The sequence below is a fragment of the Acetobacter pasteurianus subsp. pasteurianus LMG 1262 = NBRC 106471 genome, from assembly GCF_000285275.1.
Classification (GTDB): Bacteria; Pseudomonadota; Alphaproteobacteria; order Acetobacterales; family Acetobacteraceae; genus Acetobacter; species Acetobacter pasteurianus.
Genome location: NZ_CADO01000003.1, coordinates 26,331 through 51,654, shown reverse-complemented (window position 1 = coordinate 51,654; position 25,324 = coordinate 26,331). Strand labels below are relative to the sequence as shown.

The window sequence follows — 25,324 nt, the reverse complement described above, 5'->3', positions numbered from 1 at the left end:
GAGAGCTGAGAGTATGGATACCTCTGTTTCCCGTCCTGAACTTTTGCTGGTTGCAGACGCTGTCTCGCGCGAGAAAGGTATCGAGCGTGAAGAAGTGCTGGAAGCCATGGAACAGGCGATCCAGAAAGCCGGACGCGCCAAATATGGGCACGAAAAGGACATTCGTGCCACCATCGACCGCAAGACAGGCGATGTGCGCCTGTCCCGCTGGACGGAAGTGGTGGACGAAGTGGAAAATGAAGATACGCAGATTGCGCTCTCCATTGCCCGCAAGTTTCGCCCTGAAATTCAGGCAGGCGAATACCTGATCGATCCACTGCCCCCGATCGATTTTGGCCGTATTGCCGCGCAAACCGCCAAGCAGGTGATTGTGCAGCGCGTGCGTGAATATGAACGCAAGCGCCAGTATAACGAATTCAAGGATCGCGTTGGCGAAATCGTAAACGGCACCGTCAAGCGGACCGAATACGGCAATCTGCTGGTTGAAATTGGTTCGGCAGAAGCACTGCTTCGGCGTGATGAGCTGATCCCGCGCGAAACGTTCCGTAACTCAGACCGCGTGCGTGCTTACATCTACGATGTGCGTGATGAGCCGCGTGGTCCGCAGATTTTCCTTTCCCGCACGCATCCGGCCTTTTTGGCCAAGCTGTTTGCGCAGGAAGTGCCGGAAATTTACGATGGCATTATTGAAATTAAAGCCGTTGCGCGTGACCCGGGTTCTCGCGCCAAAATGGCTGTGATTTCTCGTGATGCTTCTATTGATCCTGTTGGGGCTTGCGTAGGTATGCGCGGTTCCCGTGTGCAGGCCGTTGTGGCCGAACTGCAGGGTGAAAAGATTGATATCATCCCATGGAGCCCGCAGGCCGCTACTTTTGTGGTGAATGCGCTAGCACCTGCTGAAGTCAGCAAGGTGGTGATGGATGAAGAAGCTGGCCGCGTAGAAGTGGTTGTGCCGGATGAGCAGCTTTCTCTTGCTATTGGCCGCCGTGGGCAGAACGTCCGTCTGGCGAGCCAGTTGACGCGTTGGGATATTGATATCCTGACAGAAGCAGAAGAATCCGAACGTCGTCAGGAAGAGTTCCGTCGTCGGACAGCGCTGTTCGTTGAAGCGCTGGATGTGGATGATGTGATTGCAGGTCTGCTGGTCACAGAAGGTTTCCATTCTATCGAAGAACTGGCTTTTGCAGATCCGGATGAGCTGATCGGCATTGAAGGTTTTGACGAGTCGGTGGTTCAGGAGCTGGTGCAGCGCGCAGAATCTTACCTCGTTCAGCAGGAACAAAAGCTGGATGATCGGCGGAAAGAGCTGGGTGTTGTGGACGATATTGCCGATATGGGCGTGTTTACAAACCAGATGCTTGTGACATTGGGTGAAAAAGGTGTAAAAACCTTAGACGACCTTGCAGATCTGGCTGGCGATGAGCTGGTTGAGATCTTGGGCACCGATGCCATTGAGGAAGATGCCGCCAATGAAATTATCATGGCAGCACGTGCTCATTGGTTTGAGGATGAAAATCAGCAGCCTTCCGATACCAAGGAAGGTGAGGCCAACGCCTGAGGCCTGATATAAAGTGGGTGGTGATTTCTTGCCAGAAACAGAAGAGAAAGGCAGCCTTCGGAGGTGCGCGGTAACGCGTGAAGAAGGCGAACCTTCTTTAATGATCCGGTTTGTAATTTCACCATCTGGTGAAGTGGTGCCTGATCTGGATGCACGTCTGCCGGGGCGGGGAATATGGTTGAGCCCCCGCCGGGATGTGATAGAACAGGCGCGTGCTCGGGGCGTTTTTTCACGCGCCGCACGCCAGCAGGTTAAGGTGCCGGAAGATATAGTGGCCCGTGTAGAAACGGGGCTGCTCCGGCGGATGAGTGAACTTGTAGGGCTGGCTCGCAGAGCTGGTCAGGCTACAAGTGGATTTATGAAGGTGCGGGAATGGCTGGTGCAGCGTAAAGCTGCCATTGTTGTTCATGCGCTGGATGGAAGCAGGGAAGAGCGGGAGAGGCTGGTTTCCGGCCAACGCGATATTCCTGTCGTTGAGGCGTTGTCATCTGAAGATCTGGCAAAGATTTTTGGGCGGGAGCGAGTGGTGAACGTAGCGCTTTCAGCCGGTGGGCTGGCACAGCGCTTACGTTGTGAGAATAAGCGTTTTACGGGGGTTGCTGAAGGCGGCCCTCGCATGCCCCGGACCTTTCCGGCGCATGGGTGTGAACAGGCGGGTCAATGAGCGAAGGCAAGGATCAGGATCAGGGTAAGGGGCGTTTGTCCCTTCGGCCGGCAGGGCGTTCGGAGGTCGGACGGACGGTTGATGCCGGGTCCGTGCGGCAGAGTTTCAGTCATGGCCGCTCCAAGGTTGTGCAGGTTGAAGTGCGCAAAAAACGTGGTGCCGGGCCGGGTGGCTCTGGTGGACGTGCCGGTGGAGCGCGCGGTGGCGGTCGTACGCTAACAGCCGCTGAACTGGCCATGCGTCAGCGTGTGCTGGCGGAACAGAAAAAAGCAGCGGAAGAAGCCGCCCGGCGTGAAGCCGAGCAGCGTGAAGCTGAAAAAATTCGTATTCTTTCTGCTGCTGAAGAAGCACGCCGGAAGGAAGAGGAAGATAAGCGCGCGGCTGAAGAAGCCGAAGCCGCAAAGGCTGCGGCTGAAGAGGATGAGCGCAAATCGCGCATTGAATCCATTCAGCCTATCGCCGTGAAAGAGCCAGTTGTTTCTGCTGTGCCCATTCCGGGTGAAGTAACGCTGGCTCCGCCGGTCGGGCGTCTGCGTCCGTTGGCTGAACGTGCGATTATGCCAGCCAAGCCGCTGAAACCTGTTCCTTCACGCTCTCAGCCTGCTGAAGCCAAGGAAAAAGAACCAGCGGCTGCGCAAACCCTGCGTCTGCGCAGTGGCCGTGACATGGAAAGTGACGATGCGCCGCGCCGTGGTGCATCTCGCAAGGCACCTCCTGGCAACCATCGCAAAAGCGGTGGTGGGCGTAAGTCCGATGTTGGTGGTGGCCGCCGTGCAGGCCGTATTGACGTGCAGGCCGCGATTGAAGGTGATGACGACAAGACGCGTTCACTCGCATCTGTCCGTCGCCAGCGCGAACGTGAACGCCGTCAGGCTGAACTGGAACGTCTGCGTTCCGATCAGGTGAAGGTCGTACGTGATGTGATTCTGCCGGAAAACATTACCGTGCAGGAACTGGCCAACCGTATGGCAGCCCGTCAGGGTGAAGTTATCAAAGCGCTGATGAAAATGGGCGTGATGGCAACTGTTACCCAGACCATTGATGCTGATACGGCTGAACTGATTGTTGAAGAATTCGGCCACCGCGTGCGCCGCGTTTCTGAAGCAGACGTTGAACTGGGGATTGAAGGTGTGGAAGACGCACCAGAAGCTCTGCGTCCGCGTCCGCCAGTTGTGACAATCATGGGCCACGTTGACCACGGTAAGACATCCCTGCTGGATGCTCTACGCACAACAGACGTTGCGGGTGGAGAAGCCGGCGGTATTACCCAGCATATCGGCGCTTATCAGGTTACTCTGCCTTCTGGTTCCAAGATCACATTCCTGGATACCCCGGGCCATGAAGCCTTTACGGCCATGCGTGCTCGCGGCGCATCCATTACGGACGTGGTGGTGCTGGTTGTGGCGGCTGATGATGGTGTTATGCCTCAGACGGTTGAAGCCATTAAACACGCCAAGGCTGCAAACGTGCCGATGATTGTTGCTATCAACAAGATCGACAAGCCGGGTGCCAAGCCTGATCGGGTGCGTCAGGAACTTCTGAGCCACGAAATTGTGGTGGAATCCATGGGCGGTGACGTTCAGGATATCGAAGTTTCCGCGCTTAAGCGTATTGGTCTGGACAAGCTGGAAGAAGCTATTCTTCTGCAGGCAGAAATTCTGGAACTGAAAGCAAACCCGGATCGGGCTGCCGAAGGTGCCGTTATTGAAAGCCGTCTGGATCGTGGCCGCGGTTCTGTTGCTTCTGTGCTGGTGCAAAAAGGCACGCTGCATAAGGGCGACATCGTGGTGGCTGGCACTGAATGGGGCCGGGTACGTGCTCTGCTGGATGATCGTGGCCGCCAGGTTACGGATGCAGGGCCTTCCATGCCGGTTGAAGTGCTGGGTCTTTCTGGTGTGCCATCTGCCGGTGCTCCGTTCGTGGTGGTTGAAAACGAAAACCGCGCCCGTGAGATTTCCGAGTTCCGTCAGCGTAAGCTGAAAGAACATCAGGTGGCTGGTCAGGTTGCTGCTCGTGGCACGCTGGATCAGATGCTAGCCCGTATTCAGGCGGGTGATCAGAAAGAAGTTTCTGTTCTGATCAAGGCAGACGTTCAGGGTTCTGCAGAAGCTATCCAGACAACCGTGCTCAAGCTGGCAAATGAAGAAGTGGGCGTTCGCGTTCTCAATGCTTCTGTTGGTCAGATCACGGAAAGCGATGTGCAGCTTGGCAAGGCATCGGATGCAGTGATTATTGCATTCAATGTGCGTGCTACAGCGCAGGCGCGTCAGTTGGCGCAGCGCGAAGGTGTTGATATCCGCTACTATTCCATCATCTATCAGGTTGCTGATGATGTGGAACAGCTTGTGCGCGGTAAGCAGGCACCTAAGCATCGTGAAAAGTTCCTTGGCTACGCCGAAATCCGCCGTGTTTTCGAAATCAGCAAGGTGGGCAAGGTGGCTGGTTGTTACGTTACGGAAGGCGTTGTCAAACGCGGCTGTGGCGTGCGTCTGCTGCGTGATGGCGTAGTGGTTCATGAAGGTGACTTGAGCCAGCTCAAGCGCTTCAAGGACGATGTGAAGGAAGTCAGCAAGGGTTACGAATGTGGCCTTTCCTTTGCAGGCTATAATGATCTGCGCGAAGGCGACGTGGTGGAATGCTTTGAAAGTGAGCTGGTTCCAGCATGAGCCGTAAGAACGGATCAGGCAGTAAAGTAGCAGGGCCGGCGGGGTATCTCGCCGGTCTTGCTCCATCTGGCCCCTCTCAGCGTCAGTTGCGGGTAGGGGAAGAAGTGCGGCGGGTGCTGGCAGAAGTTTTTGCACGCACCACGTTTCGTGATCCGGATCTGGTAGATGTTGACCTTACGGTAACAGAAGTTCGGCTTTCTCCAGATTTTCGTCATGCAACGGTTTTTATTACCCGTTTGGGGCGTAGCGATGTTGCGGAACTTCTGCCCGCTTTAAAGCGTGTGGCTCCGTGGTTGAGAACACAGCTTGCGCATAAAATACGTGCGCGTACTGTGCCGGAACTGCATTTCCAGCCAGATACAGCACTGGATACGGCCATGCATATGGATACACTGCTGCGTTCTCCGGAAGTGCAGCGTGATCTCAATGCGGTATCAGAAGATGAAGAGTCGGAAGACTAGGTAGTCAGCTACATTTGCCCTGTTGTACAACGGGGCGAATGGCAAAATTGCTTTGAATACGCACTACACCCGGCATGCGGGATAATTCTTCTTTGTGGATACGCTCGTAATCCTGCATGTCTCGGGCTTCTACACGTAGTAGATAATCTGCATCACCTGTCATCAGGTAACATTCCTTAACATCAGCACATTCTTTAATGCGGCTTTCAAAACGCCGAAGGCATTCCTCTGTCTGCTTTTCTAGCGTGATCTGCACAATAATGGTGGCAACTGCCGGGCTTTTCTGCCGGGCAATAATGGCGTGGTAGCCTTGTATGGTACCCTGCTGTTCAAGCATGCGCACACGGCGCAGGCAGGCGGATGGAGAAAGGCCAACTTTTGCAGCCAGTTCCGCATTGCTAAGGCGGCCATTGTGTTCAAGCTGTCGCAAAATGGCTTCGGTTACACGATCTGGCATAATCTGTCTTTTGCGGTCTAATATTGAAATTTTATTCTAAAATACAGGAAAAATAGTATGTTCTGCAACACACAGGCAGGATATCTTATAAAATACCTGCTAAAATTTTGGAATCGAAACAAATAAGGGTGGCGGTTGTGAATACTGTTTCGTCCTCAGCCAGAACATTGTGGCCGGCATCTCGCGCGGGGGCTGTTCTTACAGTCAACCTGTCTGCCATTGCTGAAAATTACCGCTATCTTAAAAGCCGACTAGGCAAAACAGCGTGTGCCGCAGTGGTTAAGGCAGATGCCTATGGGCTGGGTGTTGCGCAGGTGGCGCCTGTTTTGGAGAAAGCAGGTGCAGAACATTTTTTTGTTGCGCATGTAGATGAAGGACTTGCCCTCAGGCCATTTCTCTCTCCTCACACATCGGTAACAGTGTTGCATGGGCCTAGGCCTGATGCTGCTGAGGTATGTGTACGCAACAATTTGCGGCCTGTTCTGAACAGTTTGGAACAAGTTGCTGTTTTGCGAGATCTGGCAGCCAAAATGGATAAGCCTCTGGATGTGGCTATTCAGCTTGATACGGGCATGTCTCGTTTTGGGCTTTCAGAGGCGGATATTCATAAACTGGTGGCGTATCCAGAGCTTCTGAAAGGCTTATCTGTCAGTCTGGTGATGAGTCATCTGGCTTGCGCAGATACACCGCAAAATCCAGCAAACACCATGCAGCGCGAACGGTTTGAGGCATATGCCCACATGCTGCCGCAAGCGGCATTAAGCCTTTCTGCATCATCCGGCATTTTTCTGGGGCCGCAATTTCATTTTGATCTCGTGCGCCCCGGTGCTGCTTTATATGGCGTGGCACCACAGAATGAGGGTGATAACCCGCTTAAGCCTGTGGTTGGCCTGCAAGCGCATATTCTACAAATTCGTCATTTATCCAAAGGAGACCGGATCGGTTACGGGCTGACATGGCAGGCTCATGGTCCATGCCGTGTTGCCACTATTGCTACCGGTTATGCAGATGGTTTTGTCCGTGCCGGGGCTGCCGCTGGGTGCGCTTGGTATAAGGGCTATAGGCTGCCAATTCTGGGCCGAATTTCCATGGATTCCATGACTGTTGATCTTTCTGCAGTGCCCGAGGGTCTGTTGGAAGAAGACAGCATGGTGGAACTTCTGAATGAGTCGTACGGCGTAGATGCTGTGGCCAAAGCAGAAGGCACAATTGGCTACGAAGTACTGACATCTCTGGGGCGGCGTTATCATCGCGTTTACGCAGCGGCTGCCTGAACAGTTTACCCAACAGAAAGATAAGCAGAAATGAAAATTCTGGTTCTGGGAAGTGGTGTTGTAGGGGTTACATCTGCCTGGTATCTGGCTAAGGCCGGGCATGAAGTTACAGTGGTCGACCGCCAGCCGGAAGCTGGCATGGAAACCAGTTTTGCCAATGCGGGGCAGGTTTCCCCCGGTTATTCTGCGCCTTGGGCCGGGCCGGGTGTGCCGCTTAAATCCATTAGCTGGCTGCTGATGAAATATCGGCCATTTGTGTTTTGGCCAATGCCAGACCCGCATTTGTGGAAATGGCTTTTTCAGATGCTGGAAAACTGCACGGCTGCTGCGTATGATCGCAACAAGGGCCGTATGGTGCGTTTGGCTGAATATAGCCGTGATGTCATGCAGGATTTACGTGCGACAACAGGTATCACGTATGATGACCGCCAGCAGGGCACGCTACAGGTTTTTAGAACCCAGAAGCAGCTTGATGCAACAGCCAAGGATATTGCTGTTCTTAAACAGTATAATGTGCCCTACGAACTTTTGGATGTAGATGGCTGCGTAGCGGCAGAACCGGGTCTTGCAGCATCTCGCCAAAAGATTGTTGGTGGTTTGCGTTTGCCGGGTGATGAAACGGGAGATGCCTTTAAATTCACACAGCGTCTGGCCAGTATGGCGCAGGAAGCTGGTGTAAAATTTCTGTATGATACAGTTGTGCGTCGCATTCGCTCAGAAAGTGGACGGGTGACGGGTGTAGAAACCTCTCGCGGCGTATTGACGGCAGATTCCTATGTGCTGTCATTGGGCAGTTTTTCTCCCGCACTGCTACGGCCCTTGGGGATTGATCTTCCAGTTTATCCTGTAAAAGGTTATTCGCTTACAGCATCTATTCAAAATGCGGATGCAGCACCTGTTTCTACCATTATGGATGAAACCTTCAAAATTGGTATCACCCGCTTGGGGGATAGGGTGCGTATTGGGGGCACGGCAGAACTGGCTGGTTTTAGCCGCCGTTTGCGTAAACCCCGGCGTGAAACACTGGAACACTCTGTAACAGATCTGTTCCCCGGCTGTTGCGATGTAGAGCAGGCACTTTTCTGGACAGGCCTGCGCCCAATGACTCCAGATGGCACGCCGGTTATTGGGCGCACAGGTTTGGATAATCTGTTCCTTAATACCGGGCACGGTACGCTTGGGTGGACCATGGCATGTGGTTCCGGCAAAGTTCTGGCAGATCTTATGTCCAACAAAAAGCCTGATATTGATACGGCAGATTTGAATATCTTCCGGTATCGTCAGTCATAATTCTATCATCCAGAATTATTTTCAGGTGCGGGCGGAAAGCGCTATATGCGTTTTCCGCTTGTGCGCACCGCAAAAAATCTACCCTCAAAAGCATTGTTTTTGCATACGCTGTGTTTCATGCTCACATTTGTGGGAACTTTACACAGTTGCTGGAATGTTTTCATGCGTCTTGCATACAAGCCGTGGCAGTGCGGTTTTGTAACGTAATGGTCGGGACGGTCTGGGGTAACAATCGGATTTTTGGCGGTTATGAAAACAAAGTGCGTGCCTGATGTATGGAAAAACAAGAAGCCGGATCTTTCAGAAAAAAGAAAATCCTTTCTAAAAACAGGGGCTTTGCTTCTTGCCGGAAGCCTCTTTCTGGGTGTTGCCAATATCAGTGGGCAGGCTTATGCGCTTGCACCCTCTGCGCAGGCACCGCAGGCTTATACGCCCACCCCGGCAGATGTGGCGATGGTATCGGATCTGGAACAACGGACATTCCAGTGGTTCTGGGATTCAGCAGATCCGGCCACAGGGCTTATCCCAGATCGTTATCCATCAGATCAGAAGCAGGATAGTGTTGCTTCCGTAGGTTTTGGTCTTACAGCTTACGGTATAGGTGTTAAGCGCCATTATATTACGCGCCAGCAGGCAGTAGAACGTACGCTTACAACGCTGCGTTATATGTGGAAATTGCCGCAAAATGAGAGTGCGGATAAAGCCTCTGGCTATCACGGGTTTTTCTATCATTTTCTTGATAACCGCACAGGTTTGCGCCTGAACCCGGATATTGAACTTTCCAGTATTGATACCGCATTATTAATGCAGGGTGTGCTGTTCTGTCGTAATTTTTATACGCAGGATACAGCACAGGAAAAAGAAATTCGTCAGCTTTCAGACCAGCTTTTCAATAGGGTGGACTGGAAATGGATGGAACGTCCAGACCATCGGTTGAGCATGGGGTGGTCACCCGAGCATGGCTTTCTTCCTAATTATTGGGAAGGCTACAGCGAAGGGATGATGCTGTACATTCTTGCTTTGGGTGCTCCCGAGCATGGGTTACAGCCTGTTTCCTGGCAAGCCTGGCTGGCAACAAATGATAAGCGCTGGGGTGACGAATACGGGCAGACATTCCTGAACTTTGCACCATTGTTTGGGCATCAGTATTCCCACGCATGGATAGATTTCCGAGGGATTCAGGATAACTGGATCAGCAGCAAGGGCATTGATTATTTTGAAAACAGCCGGCGTGCTGTGTATGCGCAACGTAATTATGCTGTGTCCAACCCCGGAAAATGGCAAGGTTACGATGCCAATACATGGGGTCTAACAGCCAGTGATGGCCCTGGTGATGTGACCAAAACAGAAAATGGGCAGACGCGTCACTTCCTGTCTTACAGTGCGCGTGGTGTTGGGCGTGATTATACGCAGGACGATGGCACCATTGCCCCAACGGCCGCTGGTGGCTCTGTGGCGTTTGCGCCGGAAATTGCCATTCCGGCACTGCGCACCATGAAAAGCAAATACGGAAACCATATTTACGGCAAATATGGTTTTGCAGATTCGTTCAACCCCAGCTTTCATGATGAGAAGCAGGATTACTGGGCCGATAATACTTACTTGGGTATCGACCAAGGGCCCATTTTGCTGATGGTGGAAAACTGGCGCAGCGGCCTTGTGTGGGACACAATGCGGCAAAGCGCTGTTATTCGCCGTGGACTGCTTCAGGCTGGTTTTCATGGAGGGTGGTTGCAACAGGTCGCGCAGCAGCCCTCATCAGTTGTGCGGCGTAAGGGCTGAAAGTAAAAAGCCTCCCTCTTTTATAAATTTTAAAGAGGGAGGCTTTTTTTTAACCTTGATAAGATGCAATTTCGATCAGATTTTCATCCGGATCATGGCAGTAAACGGATGTAATGGGACCTAGTGCACCAAGGCGTGCCACAGGGCCTTCTACAATTGTTACGCCGCAGGTTTTAAGGTGTTCGCAAACATCTTCACTGGTAATGGCGGTTACAAAGCATAAATCGTTTCCGCCGGGCAGGGCGTGCGTGGCTGTTTCCCACCCTTCGGCATTGTAAGCACGCAGGTTCAGCTTCTGGCCCCCAAAACGCAGCGCAGTGCGATTGTTGCGGCCGTATTCTTCCCGGTCCATCCCCAGCACGCGCTGGAACCATGAAGCGGAAATTTCTACATCCCTTACAGTCAGCACCACATGGTCTAACCGATCTACTGTAAAACGCATGAAACCGCATCGCTCCCTTGCTGTTGGCCCCTTTGCAGCAAAGGGGCCAAGGCTGCTGTCTTACAGCTCAGCGTAGAAGTCGTTGCCCTTATCATCAATAACAATAAACGCAGGAAAATCTTCTACCTCAATTTTCCATACGGCTTCCATGCCCAGTTCAGGGTATTCCAGCACTTCCACCTTGCGGATGCAGTCTTTGGCAAGCCGTGCGGCAGGCCCACCAACAGACCCCAGATAGAAGCCCCCATATTTCTGGCAGGCATCTTTTACAGCCTTGGAGCGGTTACCCTTGGCCAACATAACGTAGGAACCACCATTGGCCTGAAGTTCCGCCACGTAAGAATCCATACGGCCAGCCGTTGTAGGGCCAAAGGAACCTGTAGGCATGCCAGCAGGCGTTTTGGCCGGTCCAGCGTAATAGACGGGATGATCTTTCAGATACTGCGGCAGACCTTCACCTTTTTGCAGGCGTTCGCGGAACTTGGCATGGGCAATATCACGTGCAACTACCACTGTGCCCGTAAGGGCCAGACGGGTTTTGACAGGATATTTGGAAAGCTCTTTGCGGATTTCATCCATCGGCCGGTTCAGGTCGATCTTGATGGCTTCGCCTTCCAGATGTTCATCTGTAGTTTCTGGCAGGAAGCGGGCAGGGTCATGCTCCAGTTGTTCCAGAAAGAAGCCCTCCGCCGTTACACGTGCCTTGATCTGCCGATCTGCCGAGCAGGAAACCCCAATACCAACCGGCAGTGATGCACCGTGCCGGGGCAGGCGAATAACGCGCACATCGTGGCAGAAATATTTACCGCCAAACTGTGCACCAATTCCCAGCTTGCGGGTAAGTTCCAGCACCTTCTGTTCCATCTCAACATCACGGAAGGCGTGGCCTGTCATATCCCCTTTGGTCGGCAGGGAATCATACCAGTGGGTAGATGCCAGCTTAACTGTTTTGAGCGTCTGTTCAGCAGACATGCCGCCAATAACAATGGCCAGATGGTAAGGTGGGCAAGCGGATGTGCCGAGTGTCTTGATCTTGGTGTCCAGCCAGTCCAGCAACTGCTGTTCAGACCCCAGAAGAGCGCGTGTTTCCTGAAACAGGAACGTTTTGTTGGCAGAGCCACCACCCTTGGCCACGAACATCAGGTCCATCTGCTCATCGTGCTCACCAGCGGGGCTGGCAAAAAGATCGCACTGAACGGGCAGGTTGGTGCCGGTGTTCTTTTCCTCAAACATGGTCAGCGGCGCCATTTGGGAATAGCGCAGATTGGTGCGTGTATAGGTTTCATACACGCCCTTGGAGAAGGCAACTTCCTCGTTCCCTTCCACCCAGACACGCTGGCCTTTTTTGCCGAACACAATGGCAGTGCCGGTATCTTGGCACATGGGCAGCACGCCACCAGCGGCAATGCAGGCGTTTTTCAGCAGATCAAGCGCCACAAAGCGATCGTTATCTGAAGCTTCGGGGTCTTTCAGAATAGAAGCGAGCTGCGTCAGATGTGCGGGACGCAGAAAATGCGCCACTTCATGAAAAGCCTGCGCTGTGAGTTCGGTAAGGGATTCGGGCGTAACGTGCAGCACGGTTTTGCCACCGCACTGTGATGTGCTCACACCTGCAAGATCCAGCTTGCGGTAGGTGGTTTTATCCTCCCCCATCGGGAACAGGGGAGAATAGGCAAATTCCGGCACCGGGGGGCGAGGGGGCTGGCTGGTCATTTCTTCGTGTCTTCTCCGTCAACCTGGTCCCGTTTGCACCGGGGCTTCAGGCGGGTGATGGTCCTTTCTTGCGGAAAGCGTCAAGACTCACGACCTGTGAGGACGAGTCGCTTTCCTCCGGCCCGTCCTGTTCGGGCTGGCCAGTGGTGGGTTCTTCCGGCGCGGGTTCCTCCGTTGGCTCCATGGCAGCAAAATGCAGGCTGAACCTTATGGCAGGATCAGCAAACCCAGTAATAGCCTGCACAGGAATAACCAGTATGGAGCCAACACCCCCAAAGGAAAGGCCGACAGAAACAGTTTTTGCTTTCCGGTCTACCTTCAGATCCCAGAACTGGTGCTGGAGCACGATGGTCATTTCATGCGGATACTGGGCGCGAAGTCGGGCAGGAATATCCACGCCGGGAAAATCCGTAAGGAAAGTCAGATAGAAATGGTGCTCTCCTGCAAGCCCTTCACGGCTCACATGTTCGAGCGCATTCAACATCACACTGCGTGAGGCCTCATTCAGCCAGCGTTCATAAGGCAGCAGGCTGGGAGCCGGAAAAAGAGAGTCGTCCTGTGTGGGGTCGTGGTCATCAGCCATATTATTTGCTCCTTGCCGCCACCGGGGTTAGCCCGGCTTTTTGATCAGTACTTATATAACGCAGGGATGCGCGAAAGATCACGCAAGCGCAAGCACGCCGGGCATGTTTGTTGCAACACCAGCCATGCAGGCCGGAGTATAACGTTTTAATACGAAGCTGAGCTTGGAAAATGAGGTGGGAGGGCTTCTGTTGCCCGGTGCCCTCCCGAACCGCGCTTATCGCTTATGCAGCGACAGCGAGCACCTCAGTGTTATCATTGGCACTTGTAAAAATAGCCCGATAACGGTGGTACAATACCGGGCAAAAAGAACATCTTTACTGCGCGTGTCGAGCCTATTTCGTCCCCATCTGTCCAAACCTTTGCAAGGCCGGATGATTGGTGGAGACGCCGGGTACCGCCCCCGGGTCCACTACGCCTATTCCATATCCCGTTTATTGCCATAGTCAGAAGCGAACTTCTCACACCCCAAACATAGGCAGGAGTGTAAGGCTGCGCAAGGTGTTTACGCCAAGAAAATTACAACGTGTGGCAGTGGTATCTGCGGGCTGGCATCCAAGGGGCGCTATGGAGTATGGAGGTCTGAATTCAGACCACGGTTAGGAATAAGGCGGCATGGCACTTACGGAAGAACAGCGGGCGGAAATAGCAGCTCACGGGCAGGAAACCTTTGCCACGCGCAGGCCTACCGTGCCGGCGCTGGAAGCTATGCTGTATGAACCGCAGGAAGTGCTGGATCATGGGTTCTTGCGCGTTATTGACTATATGGGGGATGATGCCGCCATTGTGCAGGCGGCCCGTGTTTCATACGGTCGGGGCACTCGCAAGGTTTCAGAAGATGCGGGGCTGATCCGCTATCTGATGCGCCATCGCCATTCCTCACCGTTTGAAATGTGCGAGATGAAATTTCACGTCAAACTGCCCATCTTTGTGGCACGACAGTGGATTCGCCATCGTATGGCCAGCGTGAATGAATATTCTGCACGTTATTCCATTCTGGACAGTGAATTTTATCTACCCGCCCCAGAACATATGGCCGCACAGAGTGAAGTAAACCGTCAGGGCCGGGGGCAGATTCTGGCTCCAGAACAGGCAGCCGAGGTTCTGGATATTCTGCGCGATGATGCCATGCGGACGTATCGTGATTACGAAAAAATGCTGGATGCAGAAAACGGGTATGGGCTGGCGCGTGAACTGGGCCGTATTAACCTGACCCTGAATACCTATACCCAGTGGTACTGGAAAATAGATCTTCATAACCTCATGCACTTTCTGGCCCTGCGGATCGACCCGCATGCGCAGTATGAAATCCGGGTTTATGCAGAAATCATGCTGAAAATTCTGCATGCATGGGTGCCGGTAACAGCCAGCGCTTTTGAAGAATATCGCCGTGGCGCAGTCACATTCTCTGCAACTATGATGCAGGTTCTGCGTCGTATGTTGGCCGGAGAGAATGTGGAGCAGAAAGGCTCTGGCCTGAGCCGTCGTGAATGGGATGAAATGTTGGCGAGCCTGAAAGGCTGATTGCTAGAGCGTTATCCTGACCATGACAAACAAGCCGGATGAAACAAACGCATTCAAAGGGGAAACACCCCTCTTTGAGCAAATTGTGCAGAAAGGTTCACACGGTAAAAAGTTACGGCAACCTTTTAAGCCTACATATTTGCCGCCATTGTGGCCTTTCGTGGTTGTTGCTGTTGTGCTGGTGGTTATATGGGGTGTTTTGTTTTTGAATGCCCCAGCCACCAAAGATAATTGGCATTTTCAATTCTGTGATAAGGCGCAGGGTGGAATGAAAAACATTTGCCCTAAGCTCGACCCGTAAGAGCAGCTTGTTACAGATAATTGGCAATTTCTGAAATTTAATGGGGGATAGAATGACAAATTTTATGCAACGTATCTCTATAGTGTTTTCTGGGGTGGCTATGATCGGTCTGGCGTATCCTGCTCATGCTGACACATTGCGGGAAAAGCAGACAGAAGCTTGCAAAGGGGATGCTCTACGTCTTTGTGCGCTGGCTATTCCCAATGAAAAGAAAATCACACAATGCATGGAGCGTAAGCAGGATAAGCTCAGCCCCAAATGTCGTGCTTTTTTCAAAAAAGGTACAAAAGCACCTCCGGCACATAAGCCAAAATCCAAATAACCACGTGTTCAATGTGTAAGAAAACCGGTCTCCCGTTGCATAAAGGGAATGACCGGTTTTTCTGTTAAAATTGTTTACTTTTGCAGTTGTGGCCGCAGCATTTCTGCAACTGTATGTGCAATGTGGCGCCATGCTTTGGCACCTTCACCATCCGGGTTTTCAATAATACCGGGCACGCCTTTGTCTCCGCTTGCGCGAATGTCTGCCAATAGTGGAACTTCGCCGAGGAAAGGCACACCCATGGCTTCGGCTTCTTTCTTGGCGCCGCCATGGCCAAACAGTTCTGTATTGTGTCCGCAATTCGGGCAACAGAAGTAGGACATGTTTTCAATAAGGCCCAATACGGGCACATTTACTTTTTCAAACATTGTCACGCCGCGGCGCGCATCAATCAGTGCGATATCCTGCGGGGTAGAAACAATAACCGCGCCGGTTAAAGGCACTTTTTGTGTAAGAGAAAGCTGTGCATCACCGGTGCCGGGCGGCAGATCCACCACCATCACATCCAGATCTCCCCAGGTTACATCCGTCAGCAGCTGATTGATGGCGCCCATCACCATGGGGCCGCGCCAGATCATGGCGGCTTTTTCATCTACCAGCATGCCGAGGGAAACTGCCTTGATGCCCCATGTTTCAACAGGTTGCAGCTTGCCCTCTATAACTTCAGGTTTGCCCGTTGCGCCCAACATGCGGTGCAGGGAAGGACCATGAATATCTGCATCCAGCAGACCAACTTTTAGGCCTTCCAAACCAAGCCCAACGGCCAGATTGGTTGCTGTGGTGGATTTGCCCACACCGCCTTTGCCCGAGGCCACGGCAATAATGGTTTTTACACCGGGAAGAATGGGGGCATTGCCATCAGCCGGTGCCACACCTCCTAAAGGACGATGCCCACCAGTTGCGGCCTTGGGTTTTGCTGCAGCTCCGGCTGGGCGATGTGCGGTAAGAATAATACTGGCACTTTGCACACCCGGAAGGGTTTCGAGCTGACGGGCCGCATCATCACATAAAGCAGAAATGGTTTGGGCGTGTTCCCGCGCGACTGCAAAGGCCACGGAAAGTTTGCCCTCCGTAAGTGAACAGCCTTCCAGATGCCCATAAGCCAGCAGGTTTTTGCCCGTTTGTGGGTCTTTTACATTTTCCAGAACACGCGCGATGTCCTGAGAGGAAACGGAGGGAGGCTGGGCCACAATTTTGCTCCTGTTAAAGGTGATGAGGTCTGTTGTGTTGGCAACAGCAAGTATGGCTTGCCGTCAAGGGGAGGGCCTGCGCGGGACGTTGTGCAGGTTTGGCGTGGTTTCTGTGTGTGACAGATTTTTTCTGGCACAGAACAGACGAGGCCGGTAGATGACGCACATGGTAAATGCAGTGGCGGATGGCCGGGTGGAAAAAATGACCTCACAGGCTGAAAAAACTTCAGGATCTGGTGTTGTCTTTGCACAGCCACCCAAGCCTGTTGCAGGCCGAGGGCGAGATCATCGGATTGATGCCATGCGTGGTGTGGCGCTGCTGATGATGTTTATAGACCACATCCCTCAAAACCTGCTCAACCGTTTTACCATGCGCAATGTCGGGTTTGCAGATGCAGCGGAAGTGTTTGTGCTGCTTGCGGGCTATGCATCATGGTTGGCATATGGGCGCGGCTTTAGAAAATATGGTGTGCCCACAATTCTAAAGCGGATTTTCCGCCGGTGTGTGCAGCTTTACATTGGCCAAACCATTATGGTGGCGGCTTACGTCTTCACCGTGCGGGCATGGCGCCATTTTACGCCAGTTTCAGTCGATTATCTGGAGCCAGAACTGGCGCATGGCATGGGCTGGGTCTGGCGTGTGATGATGTTTGATGCCTTGCCCAGCAACCTTAATATTTTGCCCCTGTATATTGTTCTGCTGGGTGGGTTTCCGCTTTTTTATGTGCTGATGCGCGTGCATCGTTCCCTTGCGCTCGTGCTGTCTGGCGCTGTGTGGCTGTTTGTCAATTTTGATCCGGAAATCAACTTTCCCAACTGGCTGGACCCAGACGGATGGTATTTTAATCCATTTGCATGGCAGTTTCTGTTTGCGCTGGGGCTGACGGCTTCTGCCGAAACCGAACGGCGCGGGGGTGATCTGCCACAGAAGCGGTTACTGGTGATCGCCAGCATTTTGTATCTGGTGTTTTCTGCCATTCAGGCATTCCCCTGGACGTTGTGGGGGTTGCCAGATTTCCGCCCGTTTGGAGATTCCATAGCGCCTGCCAAAACATGGCTTTCTCCGTTTCGTCTGCTGGATGTTGTGGCCATTTTTTATCTTGTTCAGTCTTCAGATAAAGCGCGGCAGTGGGCAGCAGAAAGCAAACTGGGGCAAATTCTGGCACGGGTTGGCCGTCATTCCCTGGAAATCTTTGTGGTGGGCACGGTGCTGGATTTATACGCACGGCTCATTTTCAGCACGTTTGGTGAAGGTTGGGGTTTGCAGGTGGCGGTCAACATTGTGGGGCTGGCTGTATTGTTCTGGCTGGCCGCTTGGTTGGATGCCCGCCGCACACGCCAACGTGCTGCGTTGGCGGCCAGTAAGTAACGCAGAGTTGGTTGCATCATAAAGGAAACATCATGCCCTTAACGAAGCTTTCTACCCTGCCGCATGTGGCCCGACTTTTGCAGTATAAAAAGCCTGTAAAAATTACGTTGTTTGGCTCTTCCTCTACGGAAGGCGTGGGCGCTTCATCCATTGCGACCAGTTACGCAGGCGTTTTTGAGCAAACATTGCGTGCTGCCGTGCCGGATAAGCTGGAAGTCATTAATCGTGGTATTGGTGGGCAGGGGGCTGTGCAGATGCATGACCGCTTGGCGCAGGTTCTGGCAGACAAGGCCGATCTTGTAATCTGGCAAGGCGGTGTAAATGACCCGCTAACAGGCGTAAATCTGACAGATTTTGAGCAGATAACGCGCGATGATCTGCGAGCGCTGCGCGAAAGCGGAGCAGACGTTGCACTCATGGATTTGCAATGGTGCCGTTTGCTGGATGAATGCCCTGTGGCACCGGCTTTTCAGGCTTCTGTGCACGCACTGGGGCAGGAGCTGGAAATGCCAGTATTCCCACGTTTTGAGATGATGAAGCAGTGGAGCAAAACATACGGTTTAGGGCGCGAAGACCTTTCGCCCGATGGTATCCATATGGGGGATACTGGTTACCAATTGTTAGGTGAGGCCGTTGCGACGTGGGTGCTGGAACTGGCGGAGGGGTAACGGCTTTAAATTAGGCTGATATGGGCAGAACAAAAACCGCATGTGTAAAGCGGGCTGACCTTTCAGCACGTTCATGCCATAAACTCAGAATACATTTTCCTGCCGCTGTCTGACAGAAAGACTGTTTCTTCATGCGTATATCTGTCCGTTTTGCCCGTGTTTTTTCTCTGTCTGGCCTTTTGCTGGCGGGTGCAAGTTTTGTGCATCCTGCACGGGCAGATCAGGCTGCTACGGCTACACCGCCTGTAGTGGTGGCGCAGCGCGTGCCGGAAAGCTTTGCAGATCTGGCGGCAAAGCTTTTGCCCGCTGTGGTGAATGTGTCCACCACCCAGACCGTGCGGGCAGATTCGGACGATGATGATGAAGATGACCAACTGCCACAGATGCCCAATTTTCCGCAGGGCTCTCCGTTCGAGAAATTCTTTCATGATTTCATGAACAGGCAGACCGAGCCAGATGCACCACCTCGGCGGATGCAGGCACTGGGTTCTGGCTTTATTATTGACCCTACCGGCTACATTGTGACCAACAACCACGTTATCCGTAAGGCAGACCGCATTACGGTCACCTTGCAGGATAATACGGTGCTAACGGCCAAGGCTGTTGGCCATGATGACAGAACAGATCTTGCCCTGCTGAAGGTGGAAAGCAAAAAGCCGCTGCCTTTTGTGCAGTTCGGTAATAGTGACAGCCACCGGGTAGGGGATTGGGTGCTGGCTATTGGCAACCCGTTTGGTTTGTCCGGCACCGTTACGGCCGGTATTATTTCCTCACGCGGGCGCAATATTGACCAAGGCCCGTATGATGATTTTATCCAGACAGATGCGCCCATCAACAAGGGCAATTCCGGTGGCCCGCTGTTTGATATGAATGGGCAGGTTATTGGCGTAAATACAGCCATTTATTCGCCCTCTGGCGGCTCTGTTGGTATCGGGTTTGCCATTCCTTCCAACGAGGCCCGCAATGTGGTCGAACAACTGCGTAAAACCGGAAAGGTTTCACGCGGGTGGCTGGGTGTAAGAATCCAGAATGTCACGCAGGATATTGCTGATGGTCTGGGGCTTACACCTGCACGCGGCGCTTTGGTGGCCGGTGTGGAAAAAAATGGCCCAGCAGCCAAAGCCGGATTGCAGACTGGGGACGTCATTCAGTCACTGAACGCACAGCCCATTGAAGGCAAAGCATTGCCGCGTCTTTCTGCCCAACTGCCCGTAGGAAGTGTGGCGCATCTTGGCGTATGGCGGCATGGCAAAACTCTGGATCTGCCAGTTACCATTGCAGCTTTGCCAGAACCTGCGGATGAAACGCCTCAGAAAACAACGGCTCCATCTAAAACCAAAGAAACCGTCAGTTTTGCAGATTTTGGTTTTTCTGTTGGCATCATTGATACGGCAGCCCGGCAGAAATACGGCCTGTCTGCCAATCAGAAAGGGGTGCTGGTTACATCTGTGCAGGAGGATGGTCTTGCCGCAGACCGAGGGTTAAAGCCCGGAGATGTGATTACCGAAGTGCAGCAGGCCGAGGTGAACACACCGGCAGATCTGAAAAAACGGATTGAAGCAGCCAAGAAGGACAAAAAGCGTTCTGTTCTGCTGCTTGTGCATGATTCAGATGGGTTGCGTTGGATTCCGTTTTCCTTAACGGGTGAAGATACGTCTCAATAAATGATTCCATTTTCTATTCAGGCGCCATGGCTGAACAACGCTGTGGCGCGGCAGACCGTACGGCTGCTGAGTGCCGTCGGCCTTTCTGGTTTTATGGTGTGGCTGACCAATCTGCAGGAACCAGGTTGGGCCATTATTACGTCCGTTATTGTCACGCAAAACAGTATTACGGATACCATTTCCAAAGGGCGAGATCAGATTGTTGGCACCCTTATTGGTGCAGTTGCCAGTATTGTGCCCATTACGCTGATGATGTTTTTGCGCTGGCCGTTGTGGGAGGCCTTTGCAATTGCCTTTATTCCATTGGCCGTGTTGGTCAGTTGGAAGCCCGAAGCACGCATGGGTGTGGTCACACTCATGATTGCCACTTTGTTTCCCTCAGAGGGAGATCCGTACCTCCGTCCTATTGAGCGTGTGCTGGCTATTTTGATCGGGGTAGGGGTTTCCACATTGGTGACATACGTTGTGCTGCATGAACAGGCACGGCGGGATGCCTTCCGCAACGCAGCGGAAACAGTGACGCAAATTGTGGCCATGTTGCAAAAAGCCCGTTCTGGAGACACAGATTGGGTGACCATTCAGGACATGAATGATGAGTGCGCGGCGTCTTTGCGCAAGGTTCAGGCCGCGTTGGAAGAGGCACGGCGTGAACATTGGAAGCCGCTAGAGCAACGAGACCCCATGCTGGCGCAACTTCCCAAGGAAGTGCGGCAATTGCAGATGGATGCATTGGTGGTGGCACGTGCCATGCTGCGTTTTCCACATTCCGGCGCCACTATTCCCCCACAACAGGTGGCCACAATTAGCGCGGGCCTTCTGCGTGGGTTTCAATGGGTTATTCAGCGTTGCAATGATGAAGCCACGGCCCGTTCAGGGGATGACAGCCGCGTGGCAGCAGAAGTTATTTCAGCCCTTCCGGCAGAAGATGAAACGGCAGACCCGATTATACGTTTTGTTGTGGGAATCCTGCTGACTGATCTGAAGCATATTATCAGTTTTCTGGGTGAGGATGACGCAGACAGGCCCTGACTTTCAGGAAGGTAGGGCCGACATGTTTGGAGCATTGTAAACCTGTCTGGCTGCCGTTGTGCTTGGGAAGATGACGGAGGGCTATGCAGCGGACAGCAGAAAATGAGGCAAGAAATGGCAAGCGATCTCAACACAGTCGTGCGTGTGCATCATACAGGCCCACCGGATGTATTATGTGTTGAAACTCTTCCTGTTCCCCAGCCTCAAAAAGGGGAAGTGCTTCTGCGGCAGGAAGCCATAGGCGTTAATTTTATAGATACCTATTTTCGCTCTGGCCTGTATCCGTTTCCCGCTTTGCCAGCCATTCCCGGAAACGAGGGAGCGGGCGTGGTGGAAAAAGTGGGCGAAGGTGTGCAGCATCTTCAGCCAGGTATGCGGGTTGCCTACGCAGGAGTTTTGGGGGCTTATGCCCGTTATCGCACCATTGCGGCAGACAGGCTGGTGGTGCTGCCTGATACTATTCCATTTGATATTGCGGCTGCTGTCACTTTACGGGGCCTTACAGCCCATATGTTGTTGCGCCAAGTGTACCATGTGCGTGCAGGGCAGGATATTCTGGTTTATGCCCCGGCCGGAGGGGTCGGGCAGCTTATCTGCCAGTGGGCACGGCGTTTGGGCGCGCGTGTAATAGGTGTGACATCTACAGAAGAAAAAGCAGCTATTGCCAAGGCTTGCGGGGCTACGGATGTTGTTATTGGTACATCAGATTTACCTGCGCGGATAAGAGATCTGACTGACGGGAAAATGGTGCCCGTTGTGTATGACAGCATTGGGCGAGATACTTTTGAAACCAGCCTGAACTGCCTTGCCCCACGTGGGCTTATGGTCAGTTATGGAAATGCATCCGGGCCGGTTACGGGTGTATCCGTAGGAACTTTAAGTGCACATGGCAGCTTGTATCTGACACGTCCTTCTCTGACGACATATATTGCAGATCGCAAGGAACTGGAGGCCAGTGCGCAGGAACTGTTTGCAATGGTAGAGCAAGGGGTGTTGAAACCCGAAATTGGTCAACACTTTTTGCTAAAAGAAGCCGAACAAGCGCATAGGGCGCTGGAATCGCGCCGCACAACCGGCAGCACGATTCTAACAGTTTAGCTTTTTGCGCAGCTGTCATGAACATATGCCAACATGCGTTTCAATGGCATGACGTGCAGGCCCGTATAGGGTAGGATAACGTATCTGCCTGATTGTAACGGGTGGAATAGATCAAGGATAACAGAACATGTCCAAGTGTGCGGTTAAGTGCCCGAAATCTCCGTGTGTGCGTGGCCTTCTGGTTGCCGGACTGATTGCAACAGTGGTGTATTTCCTGCGTAAGAAGAAGTCCTGCGCATAAAATTTGCTTCTTGCAGATTTCATGCAGCAAAGCCCGTCTGGTCTGCCAGACGGGCTTTCTGTTTTCTGATCGCGTCGTTGTCAGACCCCATAACATGGCGTCATGGCTTGTGTTATGGTGAAACCATTGTATCACGGGCATTAAAATAACCCAGTGTCTGGCGCATGGCTGCATCAGACTGATGTTGGAAAGGATTAAGAGCGTTGCATCCTCTCGTTTCCCGTATGTCTTCTTTGGTCACAGGTTCAGTGGCCGTGTGCACGCTCGCTGTAGCTGGCTTGGCTGCTGCTCCTTCCGCAGCTCATGCTCAGGCTTCCGTGCTTCTGAAAAACCAGACCGCAACCGCTGTGGTTGAAACAGTGGACCGTGATGCGCGTGAAGTGCTGCTGCGTGAAGGCAATGGGCATCTGATCACCGTTGAATACGGTAGCGCTGTGCGTGACCTGCCGCACCTGCATGAGGGTGATCACCTCAAGATTCGGTTTGTAGAAACACTGGGCGCACAGATGGCGCCGCCTGATAGCCCGCTGCCCGAATCCACGCTTACAACAGCACGTGGTTATGCGCATGGTCATCCACGCGGCGTGATTGCAGCTTTCAACCGTGAACGTGGCACCATTAAGGCGATTGACCTGAATACCCACACGGCTTCCTTTGTTACGGACGACGGCGCGTTGCATGTTGCTGTTCTGCGTACCCAGGCCATGCAGGATTTTCTGGCGACCCTGAAAATTGGCGATGTGGTGGATATTACGCGTGCGGAATCCATCTCCTACGTTATCACCAATGAAAACGTGCTGCAGCCGCCAACCAATGGGCAGCAGCTTGCTGTTCCGGCTGGTGATAGCGTAGCCGCTACTCCTGCTCCGGCAACACAGACAGCTCCTCCGGCAGCTCCGCTTGAAGCGCCTCCAGTAGCTGGTCAGTAAGATTTTAGCTGCTTGGATATCATCTTTTTGGGGTGATATCCGGCACGGTTAAAACGCAACAAAAAGCCCCGGTGGAAAATATCCACCGGGGCTTTTTGTTATTTGATGTGTTGAGAAACCGTGTCTTAACGAGGCGTCCGCCGCGTAAGCTGGCTAACATCTCTTACGGCACCACGGGCAGCACTGGTGGTGAGGGCTGCATAGGCCTTCAGCGCGTTGGAAACCACGCGGTCACGCTTGGGCTGCCATGCCTGATCCCCCAGATCATCCATACGGGCGCGGCGGTCAGACAGTTCGCTTTCTGGCACCGCTACAGCCAGTTTACGGTTCGGGATATCAATTTCAATAATATCACCTTCCTCAACCAAGCCGATCACGCCACCTTCGGCGGCTTCGGGGGAGATATGGCCAATGGAAAGGCCAGAGCTACCGCCTGAAAAACGACCATCCGTAATCAGGGCGCATTTTTCAGCCAATCCTTTGGATTTCAGATAGCTGGTGGGGTAGAGCATTTCCTGCATGCCGGGGCCGCCTTTGGGGCCTTCATAGCGGATCAGCACCACATCACCGGGTTTGATTTTGTCGCCCAGAATGGCGGAAACTGCGGCATCCTGGCTTTCAAAAATACGGGCCGGACCAGAAAATGTTTCCAAACCAGCGGCAACACCTGCTGTTTTAACAATGGCACCATCTTCGGCCAGATTGCCGTATAGAACAGCCAAGCCGCCATCCTGATTATAGGCATGTGCCCCGCTACGGATGGCGCCGTTTTCCGTATCCATATCCAGTTCATGATATTGGCTGGACTGAGAGAAGGCTTCCGTAGTGCGCACCCCGCCCGGAGAGGCACGGAAGAAGTCTCGCGCTGTGGTGTTGGTTTCAGCACCCGGTGCGCGAATGTCCCATTTTTTCAAGGCTTCGGGCAGGTTGGCGGAATGCACCATCGGCACATCGCGGTGTAACAGGCCTAGCCGATCCAACTCACCCATAATGGCCGGAATGCCACCCGCGCGGTGCACATCTTCCATATGTACATCCGGGCGGGAAGGGGAAACCTTACACAGATGCGGCACCTTGCGTGAAAGGCGATCAATGTCCTTCATGGTAAAGGGCACGTTGCCTTCATGCGCAGAGGCCAGAAGATGCAGCACGGTGTTGGTGGAACCACCCATGGCGATATCAACTGACATCGCATTTTCAAACGCATCCATGGTGGCAATGCTGCGTGGCAGCACAGAGGCATCTTCCTGCTCATAATAACGGCGGGCCATATCCACAATGCGCTGCCCAGCTTCTACAAACAGACCACGGCGCGCGGAGTGTGTGGCTACAAGGCTGCCATTGCCGGGCAGGGAAAGGCCCAGAGCTTCTGTCAGGCAGTTCATGGAATTGGCGGTGAACATGCCGGAGCAGGAACCACAGGTAGGGCAAGCCGAACGTTCAATGGCAAGCGAATCGGCATCGCTCACATTCGGGTTGGCCGCAGAAACCATGGAAGTGACAAGGTCTGCCCGCTGTTCAATATCCGCCAGTGTTACACGTCCGGCTTCCATCGGGCCGCCGGAAACAAAAATGGTGGGGATATTCAGCCGCATGGCGGCCATAAGCATGCCCGGCGTAATTTTATCGCAGTTGCTGATGCAAACCAGCGCATCCGCACAATGTGCGTTCACCATATATTCCACGGCATCGGCAATCAGCTCGCGCGAGGGCAGGCTGTACAACATGCCGCCGTGGCCCATGGCAATGCCATCATCCACTGCAATGGTGTTGAATTCACGGCCAATTCCGCCAGCTTCGGCAATGGATTGGCACACAAGCTGGCCCATATCCTTAAGATGCACATGGCCGGGCACAAACTGGGTAAAGGAGTTGGCAACCGCAATAATGGGTTTGCCAAAATCGGAGTCTTTCATCCCGGTGGCGCGCCACAGGCTGCGAGCGCCTGCCATGTTGCGCCCGTGTGTGGTGGTGCGGGATCTGTAACCGGCCATGGTGGGGTCTTCTCTCTGGTTTCTGTCTGCTGTGTGGTTCCGGAGCAATCTGGCGTCCGCCAGATATATGGGGGCTGCACATTAGACTACAAAGAAACTTCTGTCA

General features: G+C 53.2%; 22 protein-coding genes and 1 other RNA gene. 16 read left to right on the top strand and 7 right to left on the bottom strand.

Annotated elements, in window-relative coordinates; translation table 11 throughout:
* Nucleotides 1–13: 13 nt before the first annotated feature.
* From nusA to rbfA, 4 genes are read left to right on the top strand one after another with little or no spacing between them, the layout of a single operon-like run.
* Nucleotides 14–1,558 (top strand): transcription termination factor NusA, encoded by a 1,545-nt coding sequence (nusA, locus tag APA10_RS01015; RefSeq protein ID WP_003624601.1) that lies wholly within the window; start codon nucleotides 14–16, stop codon nucleotides 1,556–1,558.
* A 13-nt stretch (nucleotides 1,559–1,571) separates the two neighbouring features.
* The gene (locus tag APA10_RS01010; RefSeq protein WP_003629516.1) at nucleotides 1,572–2,222 is read left to right on the top strand and encodes an RNA-binding protein; all 651 of its coding nucleotides are present in this window, start codon (nucleotides 1,572–1,574) and stop codon (nucleotides 2,220–2,222) included.
* On the top strand, nucleotides 2,219–4,888 hold the full coding sequence (gene infB / locus APA10_RS01005; protein WP_003624603.1) for a translation initiation factor IF-2: 2,670 nt from the start codon (nucleotides 2,219–2,221) through the stop codon (nucleotides 4,886–4,888). Before APA10_RS01010 ends, infB begins: the two co-directional genes overlap by 4 nt.
* A complete protein-coding gene (rbfA, locus tag APA10_RS01000; RefSeq protein WP_003629518.1) occupies nucleotides 4,885–5,349 on the top strand; it encodes a 30S ribosome-binding factor RbfA in 465 nt (154 codons plus the stop codon). Before infB ends, rbfA begins: the two co-directional genes overlap by 4 nt.
* Before the next feature lie 4 nt (nucleotides 5,350–5,353).
* On the opposite strand, the gene APA10_RS00995 is transcribed toward rbfA, so the two are convergent.
* The gene (locus tag APA10_RS00995; RefSeq protein ID WP_003629519.1) at nucleotides 5,354–5,806 is read right to left on the bottom strand and encodes an Lrp/AsnC family transcriptional regulator; all 453 of its coding nucleotides are present in this window, start codon (nucleotides 5,804–5,806) and stop codon (nucleotides 5,354–5,356) included.
* A gap of 128 nt (nucleotides 5,807–5,934) precedes the next feature.
* Here APA10_RS00995 and alr point away from each other — a divergent pair, with 128 nt between their 5' ends.
* The 3 genes from alr (at nucleotide 5,935) to APA10_RS00980 (ending at nucleotide 10,152) form a co-directional block, all read left to right on the top strand.
* Nucleotides 5,935–7,080, top strand: a complete 1,146-nt coding sequence (alr, locus tag APA10_RS00990; protein ID WP_003629520.1) for an alanine racemase — start codon at nucleotides 5,935–5,937, stop codon at nucleotides 7,078–7,080.
* Nucleotides 7,081–7,110: 30 nt separating this feature from the next.
* Nucleotides 7,111–8,370: a D-amino acid dehydrogenase gene (locus tag APA10_RS00985; RefSeq protein WP_003629521.1), complete on the top strand. Its 1,260-nt coding sequence runs from the start codon at nucleotides 7,111–7,113 to the stop codon at nucleotides 8,368–8,370.
* A gap of 249 nt (nucleotides 8,371–8,619) precedes the next feature.
* Nucleotides 8,620–10,152 (top strand): glucoamylase family protein, encoded by a 1,533-nt coding sequence (locus tag APA10_RS00980; RefSeq protein ID WP_003629522.1) that lies wholly within the window; start codon nucleotides 8,620–8,622, stop codon nucleotides 10,150–10,152.
* A 49-nt stretch (nucleotides 10,153–10,201) separates the two neighbouring features.
* Here APA10_RS00980 and APA10_RS00975 read toward each other — a convergent pair whose 3' ends face one another.
* From APA10_RS00975 to ssrA, 4 genes are all read right to left on the bottom strand, one after another.
* Nucleotides 10,202–10,594, bottom strand: coding sequence for a VOC family protein (locus APA10_RS00975; RefSeq protein WP_003624614.1), 393 nt, complete (start codon nucleotides 10,592–10,594; stop codon nucleotides 10,202–10,204).
* Between the two features lie 60 nt (nucleotides 10,595–10,654).
* Nucleotides 10,655–12,307, bottom strand: coding sequence for a fumarate hydratase (locus APA10_RS00970; RefSeq protein WP_035365812.1), 1,653 nt, complete (start codon nucleotides 12,305–12,307; stop codon nucleotides 10,655–10,657).
* A gap of 46 nt (nucleotides 12,308–12,353) precedes the next feature.
* The gene (locus tag APA10_RS00965) at nucleotides 12,354–12,890 is read right to left on the bottom strand and encodes an SspB family protein (protein ID WP_003629524.1); all 537 of its coding nucleotides are present in this window, start codon (nucleotides 12,888–12,890) and stop codon (nucleotides 12,354–12,356) included.
* Nucleotides 12,891–13,066: 176 nt separating this feature from the next.
* Nucleotides 13,067–13,393: a transfer-messenger RNA gene (ssrA, locus tag APA10_RS14370) on the bottom strand.
* Nucleotides 13,394–13,504: 111 nt separating this feature from the next.
* Here ssrA and thyX point away from each other — a divergent pair.
* Genes thyX through APA10_RS00950 form a run of 3 tightly spaced genes read left to right on the top strand, consistent with a single transcriptional unit; the run spans nucleotide 13,505 to nucleotide 15,036 of the window.
* On the top strand, nucleotides 13,505–14,413 hold the full coding sequence (gene thyX / locus APA10_RS00960) for an FAD-dependent thymidylate synthase (protein WP_003629525.1): 909 nt from the start codon (nucleotides 13,505–13,507) through the stop codon (nucleotides 14,411–14,413).
* 22 nt (nucleotides 14,414–14,435) lie between these two features.
* The gene (locus tag APA10_RS00955) at nucleotides 14,436–14,714 is read left to right on the top strand and encodes a hypothetical protein (protein ID WP_003629528.1); all 279 of its coding nucleotides are present in this window, start codon (nucleotides 14,436–14,438) and stop codon (nucleotides 14,712–14,714) included.
* A gap of 40 nt (nucleotides 14,715–14,754) precedes the next feature.
* The gene (locus tag APA10_RS00950) at nucleotides 14,755–15,036 is read left to right on the top strand and encodes a hypothetical protein (RefSeq protein WP_014457537.1); all 282 of its coding nucleotides are present in this window, start codon (nucleotides 14,755–14,757) and stop codon (nucleotides 15,034–15,036) included.
* Nucleotides 15,037–15,110: 74 nt separating this feature from the next.
* Here APA10_RS00950 and APA10_RS00945 read toward each other — a convergent pair whose 3' ends face one another.
* Complete coding sequence (locus tag APA10_RS00945; RefSeq protein WP_003629531.1) at nucleotides 15,111–16,226, bottom strand: Mrp/NBP35 family ATP-binding protein; 1,116 nt, start codon at nucleotides 16,224–16,226, stop codon at nucleotides 15,111–15,113.
* Nucleotides 16,227–16,383: 157 nt separating this feature from the next.
* On the opposite strand from APA10_RS00945, the gene APA10_RS00940 reads away from it, so the two are divergent.
* The 6 genes from APA10_RS00940 (at nucleotide 16,384) to APA10_RS00915 (ending at nucleotide 23,224) form a co-directional block, all read left to right on the top strand.
* Entirely contained in the window at nucleotides 16,384–17,595 is a 1,212-nt protein-coding gene (locus APA10_RS00940; RefSeq protein WP_035365813.1) for an OpgC family protein, read from the top strand.
* An 11-nt stretch (nucleotides 17,596–17,606) separates the two neighbouring features.
* Nucleotides 17,607–18,263: an SGNH/GDSL hydrolase family protein gene (locus APA10_RS00935; RefSeq protein ID WP_080587102.1), complete on the top strand. Its 657-nt coding sequence runs from the start codon at nucleotides 17,607–17,609 to the stop codon at nucleotides 18,261–18,263.
* A gap of 131 nt (nucleotides 18,264–18,394) precedes the next feature.
* Nucleotides 18,395–19,927, top strand: coding sequence for a DegQ family serine endoprotease (locus APA10_RS00930; RefSeq protein WP_003629535.1), 1,533 nt, complete (start codon nucleotides 18,395–18,397; stop codon nucleotides 19,925–19,927).
* Nucleotides 19,928–20,956, top strand: a complete 1,029-nt coding sequence (locus tag APA10_RS00925) for an FUSC family protein (protein ID WP_003624626.1) — start codon at nucleotides 19,928–19,930, stop codon at nucleotides 20,954–20,956.
* A 102-nt stretch (nucleotides 20,957–21,058) separates the two neighbouring features.
* A complete protein-coding gene (locus tag APA10_RS00920; protein ID WP_003629536.1) occupies nucleotides 21,059–22,054 on the top strand; it encodes a quinone oxidoreductase family protein in 996 nt (331 codons plus the stop codon).
* A gap of 465 nt (nucleotides 22,055–22,519) precedes the next feature.
* Entirely contained in the window at nucleotides 22,520–23,224 is a 705-nt protein-coding gene (locus APA10_RS00915) for a hypothetical protein (protein WP_035365814.1), read from the top strand.
* Between the two features lie 125 nt (nucleotides 23,225–23,349).
* Here APA10_RS00915 and ilvD read toward each other — a convergent pair whose 3' ends face one another.
* Nucleotides 23,350–25,218, bottom strand: coding sequence for a dihydroxy-acid dehydratase (ilvD, locus tag APA10_RS00910; RefSeq protein ID WP_035365815.1), 1,869 nt, complete (start codon nucleotides 25,216–25,218; stop codon nucleotides 23,350–23,352).
* Between the last annotated feature and the right edge of the window lie 106 nt (nucleotides 25,219–25,324).